The following is a 15,516-nucleotide window of genomic DNA, read 5'->3' as shown; positions in this document are numbered from 1 at the left end:
ATCACCGCCTGTGCTGCAGGAGCGACGGTATCGATGATCACCCTGTACGGATCAGACTCCTCACTGGCGTTACCGGCCGGATCGGTGACAATCATGGTGAAGTCGTGCACACCGTCGTTGAGCGGGGACGGGGTAAACGACCAGCTGCCGTCTGCTTTGACTTCGACCTCACCGAGGAAACCGTCCTGGTTGTAGATGGCCACCTTGTCGCCTGGCGTCTGGCCGCCACCACTGAGGGTCGGGGTGCTGTCGTCGGTGGAGCCGCCATCGGGGATCGAGCCTTGAGGAAAACCGACGTCATCGTGCACATTGTCGATGCCGCCATTAGCACCTTCGCCCGGCTTGCCGGGGCGGATGGTGTCGATCTCCAGCGTGAACGGGGTTGTAGGAGGGCTTTCAACACCGCTCGTGGGAGTGGCGGTCGCGGTAAAGCTGTGAGGGCCATCGCCCAACGTTGGAATGTCGAACGACCAGCGCCCATTCGCACCGGCAGTAACCGTGCCGATCGGCTGGCTGAGGCTGTCATAGATAGTGACTGTCGCGCCCGGTGTCGCCTGTCCTATCAGCGTGGGCGTGGTGTCATCGGTGACATCGCCGCTGCGCAGCGGATCCTGAATCGTACCCTCGTTATCCGTGGCGTGGGTGATGCTGATCACGACGGCACTGGTGTCAACGGTAAAGTCCGTCGCCGGGCTTTCAGCGCTCTGGTTGCCGGCTGCGTCTTCCACGATCGTGCTGAAGCTGTAATCACCGTCAATCAGCGGCGTGCGTGGCGTAAAACTCCAGCTACCGTCGGGGTTAACCCGTTCGCGGCCAATTTCCGCGCCCTGGTCGAGGATGATGACCCAACTGCCCGGCTCGGCGGTGCCGCTGAAGGTCGGGGTGTTGTCGTCAGTGGTATCGCCATCGTTGATCGGGCCGGGGACACCGACATCGTCAAACAGTAGCTGCCCAGTGGAGGAAGCGGGTGGAGTGATGTCGAGGGTGATCGGATAGTCACCGGTTTCTGGGCTGACGTTGCCTGCCCCATTGGTCGCGGTGGCGGTGATGTTGTTCAGGCCTCCAGGCAAATCCGCGTCAAGCTCTTTGCTCCACAGACCGTCTGGTCCGACCACGGTAGTGCCCCACGGCACGCCATCGGCGTAGATGGTAATCGTACTCCCCGGCTCGCCGGTACCGTGAATGGTCGGACGCGGATCATTGGTGACACCGCCAGGCATCACGTTTTCTACCGTGCCCACGTTGTCGATGATACCAGTGATGGCCGGGGCCGCCGGGGCACCACCTGCGAGGACGTCGAAGTTGAACGGATCAGATTTTTCGCCGATGTTGCCCGCGTCGTCCATGGCCGCGACGGTGATTTCATGAGAGTCATTGCTCAGCGGTAGGCGCGGCTTAAAAGTCCAGTCGCCATTGGCATCGACCGGAGCACGGCCGATTTCCACGCCCCGGTCATAGATGATCACGGTGCTACCCGGCTCGGCAGTGCCGTGGAAATCAGGTTGAGCATCATCGGTGACTGGAGTAAGACCACCCACACCGACTATTTGGCCAGTGACATCGCCTTGATCGTCGATCACGCTGGTGATCGCTGGCTTGTCTGGCTCATCGGTATCGATGATCACCCTGTACGGATCAGACTCCTCACTGGCGTTACCGGCCGGATCGGTGACAATCATGGTGAAGTCGTGCACACCGTCGTTGAGCGGGGACGGGGTAAACGACCAGGTGCCGTCGTCTCTGACCGTTACTATACCGATGGGGTTGGAGTTGCGGTTATCGTAGATGGCCACCTTATCGCCTGGCGTCTGGCCGCCACCACTGAGGGTCGGGGTGCTGTCGTCGGTGGAGCCGCCATCGGGGATCGAGCCTTGAGGAAAACCGACGTCATCGTGCACATTGTCGATGCCGCCATTAGCACCTTCGCCCGGCTTGCCGGGGCGGATGGTGTCGATCTCCAGCGTGAACGGGGTTGTAGGAGGGCTTTCAACACCGCTCGTGGGAGTGGCGGTCGCGGTAAAGCTGTGAGGGCCATCGCCCAACGTTGGAATGTCGAACGACCAGCGCCCATTCGCACCGGCAGTAACCGTGCCGATCGGCTGGCTGAGGCTGTCATAGATAGTGACTGTCGCGCCCGGTGTCGCCTGTCCTATCAGCGTGGGCGTGGTGTCATCGGTGACATCGCCGCTGCGCAGCGGATCCTGAATCGTACCCTCGTTATCCGTGGCGTGGGTGATGCTGATCACGACGGCACTGGTGTCAACGGTAAAGTCCGTCGCCGGGCTTTCAGCGCTCTGGTTGCCGGCTGCGTCTTCCACGATCGTGCTGAAGCTGTAATCACCGTCAATCAGCGGCGTGCGTGGCGTAAAACTCCAGCTACCGTCGGGGTTAACCCGTTCGCGGCCAATTTCCGCGCCCTGGTCGAGGATGATGACCCAACTGCCCGGCTCGGCGGTGCCGCTGAAGGTCGGGGTGTTGTCGTCAGTGGTATCGCCATCGTTGATCGGGCCGGGGACACCGACATCGTCAAACAGTAGCTGCCCAGTGGAGGAAGCGGGTGGAGTGATGTCGAGGGTGATCGGATAGTCACCGGTTTCTGGGCTGACGTTGCCTGCCCCATTGGTCGCGGTGGCGGTGATGTTGTTCAGGCCTCCAGGCAAATCCGCGTCAAGCTCTTTGCTCCACAGACCGTCTGGTCCGACCACGGTAGTGCCCCACGGCACGCCATCGGCGTAGATGGTAATCGTGCTCCCCGGCTCGCCGGTACCGTGAATGGTCGGACGCGGATCATTGGTGACACCGCCAGGCATCACGTTTTCTACCGTGCCCACGTTGTCGATGATACCGGTGATGGCCGGGGCCGCCGGGGCACCACCTGCGAGGACGTCGAAGTTGAACGGATCAGATTTTTCGCCGATGTTGCCCGCGTCGTCCATGGCCGCGACGGTGATTTCATGAGAGTCATTGCTCAGCGGTAGGCGCGGCTCAAAAGTCCAGTCGCCATTGGCATCGACCGGAGCACGGCCGATTTCCACGCCCCGGTCATAGATGATCACGGTGCTACCCGGCTCGGCAGTGCCGTGGAAATCAGGTTGAGCATCATCGGTGACTGGAGTAAGACCACCCACACCGACTATTGGGCCAGTGACATCGCCTTGATCGTCGATCACGCTGGTGATCGCTGGCTTGTCTGGCTCCTGGGTGTCGATGATCACGGTGTACGGATCGGACTCCTCACTGGCGTTGCCGGCCGGATCGCTGACGATCATGGTGAAGTCGTGACTGCCGTCTTTGAGCGGCGGGTTCGGGGTAAACGACCAGCTGCCGTCTGCTTTGACTTCGACCTCACCGAGGAAACCGTCCTGGTTGTAGATGGCCACCTTGTCGCCTGGCGTCTGGCCGCCACCACTGAGGGTCGGGGTGCTGTCGTCGGTGGAGCCGCCATCGGGGATCGAGCCTTGAGGAAAACCGACGTCATCGTGCACATTGTCGATGCCGCCATTAGCACCTTCGCCCGGCTTGCCGGGGCGGATGGTGTCGATCTCCAGCTCGAAGACCGCGCTCGGATCACTTTCAACGCCATCTCCGTCCATCACGGTGGCGGTCAAGCGGTGATGGCCGTCTTTCAGCTCTGGGGTGAACGACCAGTTGCCCGAAGCATCGGACTTGGTGGTGCCGATCGGCAGGCCGTTGTTGTAGATGGTGACGGTGGAGTACGGGGTTGTCAGACCATTGAGGGTCGGCGTGGTGTCATCGGTGACATCGCCGCTGCGCAGCGGCTCCTGAACCGGACCCTCGTTATCCGTGGCACCGGTGATGCTGATCTCAGCGACCACATCGCCGGTATCAATGGTCAGGACATAAGGGTCGGACTCCAACCCTCGGTTACCCGCCGCGTCGACTGCCACCGTGGTGAACGTATATTTATCGTCTGCCAGCGCCGGATTTGGCGTAAACGACCAACTGCCGTCGGCATTGACAGGCGCTTCACCAATTTTTTTGCCGTTGGCAAACACTTCGACCGTCGAACCGGGTTCGGCCGTGCCTTTGAGGGTGGGGGTGTTGTCATCAGTCACACCGTTTTGCCCCACGGTGCCCTGTTCGTCACCCACATTGTCCTGAGCATCGCGGATGATGGACTTGCCCGGAGCCGTCAGGTCCACAATAAGCTCGAAGCCTTCGGAAGGCTTGCTTTCATTACCTTCGGGGTCTTTTTCCACCACGATAATTTCGTGAGCACCTTCACTCAACGGCGTTTCGGGGGTGAACTCCCATTTACCGTCATCCCCGACGACCACCTCGCCGATGACCTTGTCGCCGTCGCTGATAATAATGGTGTTACCCGGAGTGCCTTCACCGCTGAAGGTCGGGGTGCTGTCGTCGGTGACGCCACCGTTCTCGATGCGGCCCGTCTTGTCCCCAACGTTGTCATTGACATCGTCCAAACTAGGGGTCTCAGGTCCCTCGCCCGAGCCACCACCACTGTCGTTGTTGTCGTTGTCCTTGTCGTCACGAGCGACCGCATAAGCGGCCCCGAGCAAACCGACCCCGGCCAACCCCAACACGGCGGGCCAGAACCAGCCAATACCACCACCGGCGACCAAGCCGTTGCCAAAGCCAACCAGTTGCTCCGAACCCAGAACCTGAGGCGAAGACACGCCATCAATGAGGAATGCCGCAGAGTGATCCTGTTCAGCGTCCGAAGAAATGTACTCGTAGTAAGCACCGTCTTCGGCGACACCCACCAACTGACCTTGTGAATCAAAGAAACCTTCGATGATCAGTTGTGGCTGATCGGGATCCGTACCTTCCAGGGCCACGTGCAGGTCTTTGCCTACGCGCTTGATGGTAATGTTTTCCGGGGCGACACCCTTGTCACCTTCGGCGAGGATATATTTACCGTTAGTGATCGCTTTGATCCGAACGGGCTTACCGGAATGGGCGACCTGAAGCTCTGTCGCCTCGGTAATCGTCTTGCCGTCCACTACGGCGACATTCACTGGCTTTGTATTCAACACTCACACCTCTCGCGACAAATATACCAATGCTTCGCAAAGCAGTTGGCTCGACTGATCAACCTGCCGGCATCGCTGTTCAAATGCGTACGTCAGGTATGACTATCTTCTTTGGAGCGAGAATTTGATGATATGAGACGTGTCTCGAAAAACCGCTCAGGGTACTGCCGAAAGAATGTTCAAATGGCGGCCACATAAGGCTGGCTAACTGAAGCAGGCAATAGTCACGGAGCACAAAACCAATGCCCCGCGCTGGACGAGCCCATTGAAAGACAGGACACCGTTCCCTCCCTAACATAAGGGGTAGACAAACGACTGAATTTATGACCAATAAAAACGATAAGAATGTAGAACTGCTTGGCTAAGAGCGGCGACGCCGCTGGAGTCCGGAGCAAAAACTGACGAGGTAGGCGGTAATCGAGAATCCCAGCCTGATCATGTTGCTGATAAGTTCCAGCTTATCAGCAAGAACGCAGGTACTGACGTACTCGGCACTTTTCCAGTGCTGCAGAAGTGCCTTGAGTTCATCCATGACTCCCTGTTCCGTTTCGCTTGCTCCAACATAACCGGACAGCATCAAGGCATTGCCAGCAGTGTCGTAGGGGTAGCGAAATGCCCCGTGCTGATCGGTCCCTTGTGGTCCGGTCAGGTAGGTGGCTGGATAAGCACCGGGTACCGGTTCAAGCCTCAGTGACTTATACAGGTCGTCGCTTATGAACTCAGTGCCAGATGTGCTGGCATACCAGGGTGCTATATGACGGAAGTCGTCCGCGGTCTGCGGATGTATGGCGGTCAGGTGATATTCCCTTATGCCATTGACCATATCCGGGCCACCGTCATGGCCCACCAGCACGGCCGCTCTGATCGAAAACTGCGTCCATCGGACAATTGGTCATGCATAAAGTCCATTGACCAGCACTGATTGATCGCTGCCGGTACGATGAGGGGTTCTGGCTTCTCCCGCACGATGCGCTTGCGCGGTTTGATCCGCAGATTCAGTTCCAGTTCGCGGTAAATCCGGTACACCCGTTTGTGGTTCGAACGATGCCCCTTCACGGTGCGCAGGTACAAGAAAGTACAAGCCAAACCCCCAGTTACGCTGATTGTGCATCAGGCGAATCAGGAGGTCGGCAATCTGGGTATTCTCAGACGACAAACGTGGCTGCTAGCGATAACAGGCGACGCTGATACCGAAGGCATTACACGACCCGGCCTGAACGAACCGCTTGCAGCGCAATCTCTCGTCGTCGAGATGGCTTCACCACTTTTTGGCCATCACCTCCTGGATGATTTCGGCTTTGAGACGTTCCTTGCCGTCCATCTTCTTGAGCCGACGGTTTTCCTCTTCAAGCTCGCACAACCGAGCCATCAGTGACGTATCCATACCGCCGAACTTGGTCCGCCACTTGTAAAAAGTGGCCGAGCTAATGCCGTGCTCCCGACATAGCTCTGGTGCCGGACTACCGGCTTCGGCTTGTTTGAGGATGGCGATGATTTGGCTGTCTGAAAAACGCGATGTCTTCACGCAAAATTTCCTTGATCCTATTAGGAGAAAATTCTACTTCCGACGAGTACCGATTTCAGGGGGAGGATTACCCTTGTGGCTGATCCTGATTGATATGGAGTGGGTTTTCATTGATGGCAGCTATGCCAAAGCCCACCAGTATAGCGAAGGGGCTGTCGGCGGCGAGGATCAGGCAATCGGAAAAAGTCGAGCAGGCAACACCAGCAAGACTCATCTGGGCACGGACGTTGTCATCGCTGATTGAGCTATCCAGCACGACCTTGCACGCCGCAGCAAGCATTGCCGCCGAGCGATCCAGGTCTTTTAGGCTACCCAACCGAGCTTTCTTATCAGCCTTCTCCGCGATGTTGAAAATATCCCGCAGCAGCGCCTCTAGAACTTCCAGAGCATCGTCATGCGCACTGGTTTCCAGGGAAACCGTGAACGCTACCAGCGTCGCCAACCGGCGCGACGCCGGCAGTCGATTGATGGCCGTGACCTTGGCGGTGTTGGCAAAACGGGCCAAGGCTGCGATGCGGCTGGGCGGGATATCCGCAACTGGCGGCAAGGCGATGCCCAACCCGCGCACCTCATCGAGCCGACGCAGCGCTCGAACCAGTGAGGGCATTGTCAGGTGGTTGAGCGCAGTTTGTATCAGGTAGCTTGATGGAAAATCAGGCTGCGATTTCACCCGCATAATCACACCAAAGGCTGAATGCGTCTGCCCTGGCGTGGCGGTATGAAACGGCTGAGAGGGTGTGGCGATGAGGGCGGAAAATGGTTGTCATTTGGTCGTGAGCGCAGAGAAATTTCTGGGCTAGTCTAGGCGATTTGAACCGGCCCATGATTTTCTCGCGTCGTCGTGTATATCGACGCGAAGCTTCTGCCCGATTGTTTAACCCTTTGTGGCTGCGACGGTTGGTGCAGGGGATGAGGTGGCGCAGTGTACAGCCATAACTACCCAGCTTATCCGTCACCACTACGCGCGGCTTGCCGTATTTCTTCAGCAATTTGCGCATAAATCGCGTGGCCGCTTCGGCATTGCGCCGCGATTGCATCAGGATATCCAGCGCATCGCCATTGCCATCAACAGCCCGCCAGAGCCAGAATTCCTCTCCTTTGATCGTAATAACCATCTCGTCCAGATGCCACTTGTCATTGGGCACCGGCCTGTCACGACGAATGCAACGGGCAAACTGGTGACCGAACCGATCAACCCATACTCGGATCGTTTCATAGCTGACAATGATCCCGCGCTATGCCAGAAGGTCCTCGATATCACGCAAGCTCATGGAAAAACGGAAGTAAGCCCAGACCGCATAGGAAATGATTTCGCGAGGATGGCGGAACCCCTTCAGGGGTGTGGCAATAGTTGGACACCTCATACCGTCCTGTTTATCAAATCGGACAGTTGTCTGCAGCATCGATCTCAACAACCTGACAATGCCAACTTAGGCGCCTTCACTCTCAGGTCCGCCAAATCAATAGTTAAATCATGGATCGGCAGGCTGCCCAGCGTATCGTTCAAGTTCATTCTCAACGGTTTATCCGCATTCCCACCGTACTCGAGGTCGGCGTTGACCCGTTTATGGGTATGGCTGAGTCCTGCATTGCTCGAAAACCCGATATTCGTCATTGCCGGTACCGACAGGGCATGGGACTGGCTCGCGGTATGACTGAGGCTCATACTTTTGATACGCAAGTTCTCACGGTTACTCAGGGCACTTTTAATCAGCGGCTCCGGGCTTTCACCGTCGATGATTTTGCGCTCGATGGCGTGCAACACATCCGGCTTCAACTCGAGGCCGATTCTCACCGAGGTCCCTTCGCCGTTCTGCAATTGGTCGAGTACTTGGGCAAACTGTGGGTCATCCTTGAGCCACTGCACAATGGCAGCCTTATTGGCCGGTGCAACATCGTTCAACCAGGCATGCTGCCCATCGTCACGCAAGCCAACAGCGGTGACCGAAGCTTCGACCGACGTCAGTTGGCGAAGTCCGTTCTGCTGCAGGTACTGCTGGTGAGTCAATTTATCCAATAACTGGACAATAACATGGTAAGCCTCGGACTTTGTCGACACCGGTGGATGGCTCGCCAGGAACTGCTGCAGCTTGGTCAATTGCTCACCCTGTGTATTGCCCGAAAGCCCGAGAGCGCCCAGATCCTGCCTGAACGCCGGGGAGTAACGTGACAAGCTGCTGACAACGCCGTCAATCTGCAACTGTGTCACCGGCTCAGGCTGCTTGAAGCTGAAGCTGAAGCCCCGTGATTGCGTGCGATCAAACTTCAGCATGAACGACACCTCTGGTAGCGCGAAGGCGGCGACGTTAGGCGCACCGCCGCCCGGAATGCCCACCATCACCATATTGAGGGGAGCAACGTTGACACCTACACCGCCCTGCCTGCCAAGTTGCAGATTCGCTCCGCCACTGTGACTGATGTTCGTCGCGCCACGGCTGGTTGACTGGCTATTGTCTGCGTGCGCCACGTTGAGACTGCCCACCACGCCAAAGCCTGCTCGAATCACCGTGTCCAGCTCGGCGATGTCCTCTTGGGGGTTGTAGAGCAAACGCAATTGCGCCAACCCATCCAGGCTGAGATCGACGTTGTTTTTCGAACTTTTACCCGCCACATGTGCCTGACCCAACGCCAGCAAGTCGTAGACATTGCCTTGCTCTCCCATGATGATCGACATCATCTTGGGAAAGTCCGCTTCCTTCACATCGAAGCTGATGGTCGAGCCGGTATTCCTTGCTACGGCCGCAGTCACTTCCGCGGCGACCCTCAGCCCCGGTCCCACGGCTTGCGCTCCTCGCCCCAAGGTCAGCCCCGAAGCCACCGAGGCCGCCAATCGCCGGGTGTCATCCATGCTTATTTCAACCCTGGCGCCTTTATCGGTTCGACTGATGCTGACGCCGTTAGCATGGGCCTTGGAAACCCCCACGAAGAATTCCACCGGTGCCAATGGTTTTATTCCGGTCACCATGACTCCAAGACTTTTACCCTGGGTACGGCTCGAGGCCAGAGTCTGGCCACTACCAAGTTGCTGCACTTCCCGGGTCATTGCTTCTTTGAGGCCTGCATCGGCGGGTAAACCCAGCAACCGCGTAAGATGCCAATGGAGGGCGGACCCTGGCGTTCCAAGATCCTTGGCCAGCAACTTGAAATTCTTGTAAAGGGTTTCGGCCTTGTCATAGCTGGGTATATTTTGGGTGGCCAGTTTATACACGGGGCTCTGGGCATAGGCCTGCATCACGGTCTGCAAGGACTGCTCAACTCTCGCCAGAGCGCTTGGGCTATGAGCTGAGGCACTTTCGAGTGCGACCGCCAGATCGGAGAGTTGCTTGAGGGTGTTCGCGTGGTGAATCAGATTCCCCTCGATCAACGCCGAGGGATGACTGCGATCACGTTTTCGTTCCGGGTCCCATGCCGGGAGCAAAAGGGCCTGTCCCTCAAAATTGGCAAGCAGGGCAGCAGTTGGCTTCGCCGGGGTAGGCGACACCCGTTTGAAAGCCTCATATAGTTGATGAAGCGTCGACTCAGGTTGAATACTCGCCCGACTCAAGACGAGCTTCGGATCAAACGCAAGCCCATGCACCTCACCCAACCATCGGGCGGATGCCTCACTGTTTTTTTCCACGCGAACCAGCGCATCGCTGATTGCCTTGGCCAACACCTGTCGCGGCCCGGACTCGCTCAAAAAGGCAAGGCGGACCTTAAGATTGCCTGGTACTGGCTTGGCGTGCGAAAGCGGCTTGAGTTGTTCATGCAGTTTTTTGTCATCCGCGTAGACACTCTCCAAGCCTCTACGTCCGTTAAACCGATGCTGAATGTCCAGCCCCATTTCCCTGAAGCTGTCCAAAGGATGAAAGTGCGACTTCAACCCCGAAAAAAAGCCGCGATTGCGCGGGATGTTTTCCGAGGTTTGCCCCATCACGTTACTGCTGACCGACAGGACTCCACCCTGGACCTGTGCTCGTAGTTGAGGACCTGATAACTTCTCGGCCAATGATTGACTTGGCGCCTGAGTGAAGGACCGCACCGGCCCCCACTCCAACTTCCCCTCGGCAGAAGTGCCCAATCGATAGAAACGATTATCCCACCCACCAATCAGGTGATTGTCAGCCCCCATCCGCAACGAATCCAGCCGTTGACCATTCGGCAGCTCGACCTTGCTCCAACTCGACGGTACCCCGGAGTGACCCTGCCAGCCCTGGTGATCCAGCCTGAACAACTCGCCGTTTCTGCTCTGTGCGTAGAGATGGCCTTCATGATCCAGGGCCAATGCTTGGACGCCAGGCACGGGAAGTGCCAACGACCTGACCTCGCCATCCAGGTGAACCTGAAGCCGATTATCTTGATCGACGGTCGCGAAGGTTCGGCTATCCGCTATGGCGAACATCGTGATACGTCGCTGACTATCCCCAGCCAGCACCTCGTCAACGACGACATGGGTGCGCGGCGCGGGAACAGCGGCCAACTCGTAGCTGGCTCCTTCATGGATCGGCGCTCGTACTTGTCGAGTCGCCACCGCCTTCAGTTGCCCTTCCTGTAGCACATAGCCGCGACCATCAAGCCCGCGCTCCATGCTTTCGATGCAATTTTGCGAGGTGCCTTCCCAGCGTTGCGCCACGGCATCCCAGGACAACAGGCTACCTGCGTCCAGCGCGAGTCTTCCCCGCTGCCCGAGATCAACGACCGCTGCCAATGCTTGTAGGCTGGGGAGTGGCAAACCTTGCTCAACGCCCTTGACCAGCACGTCGCTGAGGTTCCATTCCGGCCTCAACGATTCCACGCGGGTTAACGGAGAGCTATGCAGTTGCTGGCGTGAGTCCCGAATCTGAGCATTAAGTTGTCCTACATCATCATGAAAAAAACCCTCGACGCTGACCGCCCCATTCAACGCCAGCTCCAACGATTCGACAGGTTGCCAGTTCATCAACAACACGCCGTTTCGGGCCTGGCCCAGATCGGCCCGCAGTAACTCGCCATGTGCATTAGCACCATAGAGGGTATTGCCGGTCAGCCCGATGCGCTTGAGTTCAACAGGCTCCCCGGTCTCATCAATTGGACGCAAGGTCTGCTCGCTAGCCCTTTGAAGCCGCAGGACCGAAAAGCCCTGGACCTGACTCAGGGAAACCGTTGTTCGCCCTTCAGCACTGCTGTCCGCCACGCCTTCAAGTATCTTTAGCAACTGGCCCTCCTTGGCCAGGCCAAGACGACTGAGCGTGCGGTTGTCAGCGTCGGGAAGCCAGGAGGTGACTTGTGGCTCAAAGCGATACAGACGTCCGTTCTCCAGACGGTACTGCTGGCCGTCAACGGTGGTGTGCACATGGCTGATCAGCCCAAGGTGGGCCCTGCCTGGGCTATTTAAAGGCTGCCCCAATCCGTTGCCGGTCTCTGCTGGTCGACTGCTTTTGACCACCGCTGCGACAGCAGGCGTGGACTGGATATAAAACAGATGCTGCCGTTCATCCTTGATACGCAACGTGTTCGTTCCCGTCCCGGTGGGAAAGTCGGCGACATAATGCTTGTTCGCCTGATTGAGATGACCCGCGATATATTGACTCGCCACCGTCGCATCCGCTTGGACCTTTCCGTCCTTGAGACTGATGTCAAACAACATTGAGGTCGGTTGCAGCGTTTTATAATGAGTCAATTCGACGGATGGCGGTGAGTTCCTGCCACGCGTTCTTTCGGTTTCCGACCTTACCGATACTTCAACTCTATTACGCTGTAAACTGGCCATACCCTCTAATCTAGAAAACATTGCAACCCCCTGAAAAATCACCATGCTTGGCCCGGCGAGAGCGAAGCTACAAGGCCCATTGGGAGCGAAGCTACAATATGACAACATTTAGACTTTCCACCGCCCCCCAAACAGCCCTCACTTTCATATAATTTTCCCAACCAACGTATAGGAGGGCTTGCTGTGACGTATTCGTGGAATGATCCAGACACTCAGGACTTGTGGACTCTTGCTCCGGTGGGTCAGTTTTCAATCAGCGCCAACAGACAGCCGTCTATTTCTACTTGTCTGCCCTGTTTTCTTTACGGATGTCCTTGAACCAGGGTTGTTCTCTGCCCAGACTTGTCAGTGTATCCGTCACGTTGGAGGCGCGGTTTTTATCGGTTGGGTTGGTGCCGTTGTGCTGGATGTCCCGGGCTTTTTTGTACAGTGAAGCCATCTCTCTGTTTAACTCTTTCTCTTCCTTTTTATTCTCCAGGTGGTTACTGAACTTCGTGACCGGATTCTTGCTGTCAGTGCTGTTCGCCAATCTGTTGATTTTTCTGTCTAGCAGCTCGATAGGGGATTGATACTCATCGCGAGTGAGGCTTCGAATAGGAAAGTCGTTCGGAAGCTTTTGCAGGCTGTCCCTCGTCTTCATCGCCCGATCGAGTTCTTGTTGTTTGGATGCGCTCAAACCGGATATTGGTTTTTTATCCACGAGCGCTGTGGAAGGGCTGCTGTTGGGGCCGCTGTAAACCGAGTAGGCATTGGATGAATGGCTGGTACCTGGCGTTTGGCTCCAACTGGAGGCTGGCGTTTGCTGCCATGAGCCCTGACGTGCTTGGGGTTCGGGGGCAATATCTTGGGTTTTGCTGGCGTATCGATCGGAATAATTGTTGCTGCTGGCGTATCGATTGGCGTCAATGGGCATAAAAAGTCCTTTCGGTTGAAGTCATCGTGGCTTTGTGGAAACGGTATTGGGCTTGGACGAATACCTTCATATTTGTCAAACCTATCTGGAGCGTCCCATGATCTCTCGGAGCGGGCTCATGAAATCGGGCACCCACTTATGAAAAACCTTGAACCGCCCCGGGTTTCTCGGAGGCTCCAACCTTTGAGAGGATGGAGCAATGAAGACAGGCGTTGGTGCAGACTCAGCTGGAAGCGGATCCGTTCTCCGGTCAGATCTTCGCCTTTCGCGGACGGCGCGGTGACCGGATCAAGCTGTTGTGGTGGGATGGCGACGGTTTGTGCCTGTTCTGCAAGCGCTTGGAACAAGGACGCTTTGTCTGGCCGCAAGCGACCAGCGGCATTGTGTCACTGACAACCACGCAGTTGTCGATGCTGTTGGAAGGTATTGGTTGGCGCAGGCCAATTCGTACAGCACCCATCCTCGCAGTCTGACCTGCATCGCTGAAAAATGTCGGTAGGATTCGGTCATGACTTCAGTGACCGACTCCCTGCCAAATGCCCCCCAGGCTTTGAAGGCTCTGGTCACCGCCTTGCGTGCAGAGATTGAGTGCTTGAAACTGATGATTGCCAAGCTGTGGCGCATGCAGTTCGGGCGCAGCTCTGAGCAGTTGGATGCGATGATCGACCAGCTCCAGTTGAGTCTTGAAGAGTTAGAAGTCAGCCAAACTGAACTGACACCTGCAACCGAACCGCCATCGCGCACCGTCTCTCGACGCTAGCCATTACCCGAACACATGCCACGTGAAATCCACCGTGCATTTGCCCGAGCCCCAATGCCCAGGTTGCGGTGGGACGCTTCGCCAGTTGGGTGAGGATGTGGCTGAGGTGTTGGAGTATGTCCCGGCACGTTTAAGGTGATTCAAGTCCCATCGACGCGCAGCTGATCAGGCTCAGTGTCCGGGGCGCGGGAGGCCTGCTGGTGCTTCCCTTGGCTACGTCCCTTTCCTCCACTATCTCCGCAAGGCCAGGCCCTTTGTTCGATGGCTTCTCAGGTACTACGGACGTATCCGACTTCTCAGCGACGTGAACAGCAAGGTTACGGCTTTTGGCCTTTCCTGCTCCGCCCGGTGCTTGCGCACCGGGCGCCGCTGAGATCTCCCAGTTTCTGTGCGAAGGACTTCCCGACGTGCACAGGGTCTGCGACCGCGCGGGATCGGAGCATGACTGGCGTATAGCGCCATGCTCCGTATTGCCTTCTGCTTCGCATAACCGAATGAAAGTGCTGGTTCATGACGGGATTGGTGTTTGGCTGGCGGCACGGCGGTTGAACCAAGGCAAATTCCACTGGCTAGGCATTCGACAAGGTAGCGAGCTGGAACGGGATACCGAACAACTTCAGGCCCTGGTGCTCGGTCTGCCTTGGCAGCGTGTCGGCGCTGGTGGCGCCATCACACTGCTTTAAAAACCGCAATTAGCGCCTCGGCCTGCTGCCGCAGGCGATCTGCTTTGGTAAAATCCAGGGCATGACTTCCTCGCTCAACCTCGACCAAATGCCCCCCGACCAACTGCGTACATTCGCTGCGCAGTTGATGTCGAAGGTCGACACCATGGACAGAAAGATCCACCGCGATCAAACCATCATCGAGCAACTGCCCCACGAGATCGCCATCCTCAAGCGGCACAGGCTTGCCAAGCGCAGCGAGCAGATCAGCCCTGAGCAAGGTAACTTGCTCGACGACCTGTTCAATACGGATCTTGAGGCTATCGACGCCGAGCTGAAGGCCCTCCGGCCGGCTCCCGCTCCAGAAGAAAAGTGCCAGCAACCCAAGCGCGCGCCGCTGCCACCGCAGTTTCCACGCACCGTAATTCATCACAAGCCGGAAAACACCCAGTGCACCTGCGGCTGCCAACTCCAGCGCATCGGCGAAGACATCAGCGAGAAGCTGGATTACACGCCGGGCGTGTTCACCGTCGAACAGCATGTGCGCGGAAAATGGGCCTGCCGTCAGTGCAAAACACTGATCCAGGCACCGGTGGCGGCCTAGGTTATCGACAAGGGAATTCCAACCGCAGGCCTGCTGGCTCATGTGATGGTGGCGAAGTTCGCTGACCACTTTGCCGCTGTACCGGCAAGAGAAAATCTTTGGCCGAGCCGGCTTAGCCATCGCGCGTTCAACTCTCGCGCAATGGGTTGGACAGACCGGTGTACAGCTTCAGCCATTGGTTGACGCTTTGCGAGAAGCTGTTCTGGTCCAACGAGTCGTCCATGACGACGAAACTCCGGTGTAGATGCTTGCGCCCGGAGAGAAGAAAAATCACCGCGCGTATGTCTGGGCTTACTGCACCACGCCGTC

General features: G+C 57.3%; 6 protein-coding genes and 6 pseudogenes. 5 read left to right on the top strand and 7 right to left on the bottom strand.

Annotated features, from left to right (window positions below; all coding sequences use genetic code 11):
- The 3 genes and pseudogenes from JFV26_RS09565 to JFV26_RS09555 form a co-directional block, all read right to left on the bottom strand.
- Positions 1-5,015 (bottom strand): Ig-like domain-containing protein (locus JFV26_RS09565; RefSeq protein WP_242487783.1); only part of this gene is annotated, 5,015 nt, incomplete at its 3' end.
- 361 nt (positions 5,016-5,376) lie between these two features.
- A complete protein-coding gene (locus JFV26_RS09560; protein ID WP_201191770.1) occupies positions 5,377-5,868 on the bottom strand; it encodes a hypothetical protein in 492 nt (163 codons plus the stop codon).
- Positions 5,869-5,879: 11 nt separating this feature from the next.
- Positions 5,880-6,540 (bottom strand): annotated as a pseudogene (locus JFV26_RS09555) (transposase); the annotation flags it as partial.
- 91 nt (positions 6,541-6,631) lie between these two features.
- Between JFV26_RS09555 and JFV26_RS33385 the strand changes: the two are divergent.
- A pseudogene (locus JFV26_RS33385) lies at positions 6,632-6,766 on the top strand (IS5/IS1182 family transposase); the annotation flags it as partial.
- On the opposite strand, the pseudogene JFV26_RS09550 reads toward JFV26_RS33385, so the two are convergent.
- The 4 genes and pseudogenes from JFV26_RS09550 to JFV26_RS09535 form a co-directional block, all read right to left on the bottom strand.
- A pseudogene (locus JFV26_RS09550) lies at positions 6,752-7,144 on the bottom strand (Tn3 family transposase); the annotation flags it as partial. The pseudogenes JFV26_RS33385 and JFV26_RS09550 sit on opposite strands and share 15 nt — an antisense overlap.
- Positions 7,145-7,193: 49 nt before the next feature.
- Positions 7,194-7,904: pseudogene (locus tag JFV26_RS09545) on the bottom strand (IS6 family transposase).
- A 44-nt stretch (positions 7,905-7,948) separates the two neighbouring features.
- Positions 7,949-12,145 carry an AvrE-family type 3 secretion system effector gene (locus JFV26_RS09540; protein WP_242487782.1) on the bottom strand — a complete coding sequence of 1,399 codons (4,197 nt, stop codon included), beginning with the start codon at positions 12,143-12,145 and terminating at the stop codon, positions 7,949-7,951.
- Positions 12,146-12,548: 403 nt separating this feature from the next.
- Positions 12,549-13,181 carry a hypothetical protein gene (locus tag JFV26_RS09535; RefSeq protein ID WP_201191764.1) on the bottom strand — a complete coding sequence of 211 codons (633 nt, stop codon included), beginning with the start codon at positions 13,179-13,181 and terminating at the stop codon, positions 12,549-12,551.
- Between the two features lie 215 nt (positions 13,182-13,396).
- On the opposite strand from JFV26_RS09535, the gene tnpB (JFV26_RS09530) reads away from it, so the two are divergent.
- The 4 genes and pseudogenes from tnpB (JFV26_RS09530) to tnpC form a co-directional block, all read left to right on the top strand.
- Positions 13,397-13,654 carry an IS66 family insertion sequence element accessory protein TnpB gene (gene tnpB, locus JFV26_RS09530; RefSeq protein ID WP_446739910.1) on the top strand — a complete coding sequence of 86 codons (258 nt, stop codon included), beginning with the start codon at positions 13,397-13,399 and terminating at the stop codon, positions 13,652-13,654.
- 35 nt (positions 13,655-13,689) lie between these two features.
- Positions 13,690-14,077: pseudogene (locus JFV26_RS09525) on the top strand (IS66 family transposase); the annotation flags it as partial.
- Positions 14,078-14,435: 358 nt separating this feature from the next.
- Complete coding sequence (gene tnpB / locus JFV26_RS09520) at positions 14,436-14,624, top strand: IS66 family insertion sequence element accessory protein TnpB (RefSeq protein ID WP_201191759.1); 189 nt, start codon at positions 14,436-14,438, stop codon at positions 14,622-14,624.
- Between the two features lie 61 nt (positions 14,625-14,685).
- Positions 14,686-15,514 (top strand): annotated as a pseudogene (gene tnpC, locus JFV26_RS09515) (IS66 family transposase); the annotation flags it as partial.
- Between the last annotated feature and the right edge of the window lie 2 nt (positions 15,515-15,516).

The organism is Pseudomonas sp. TH31, assembly GCF_016650815.1.
Taxonomy (GTDB): Bacteria; Pseudomonadota; Gammaproteobacteria; order Pseudomonadales; family Pseudomonadaceae; genus Aquipseudomonas.
Note: the sequence above shows the minus strand (reverse complement) of the source record. Positions and strands in the feature narration are given on the sequence as shown.

Bases quoted from the DNA above. Each gene is read 5' to 3' on its own strand.
- JFV26_RS09540 (WP_242487782.1), bottom strand. From the start codon at position 12,145: ATGTTGTTTGACATCAGTCTCAAGGACGGAAAGGTCCAAGCGGATGCG.
- JFV26_RS09535 (WP_201191764.1), bottom strand. From the start codon at position 13,181: ATGCCCATTGACGCCAATCGATACGCCAGCAGCAACAATTATTCCGAT.
- tnpB (WP_201191759.1), top strand. From the start codon at position 14,436: ATGAAAGTGCTGGTTCATGACGGGATTGGTGTTTGGCTGGCGGCACGG.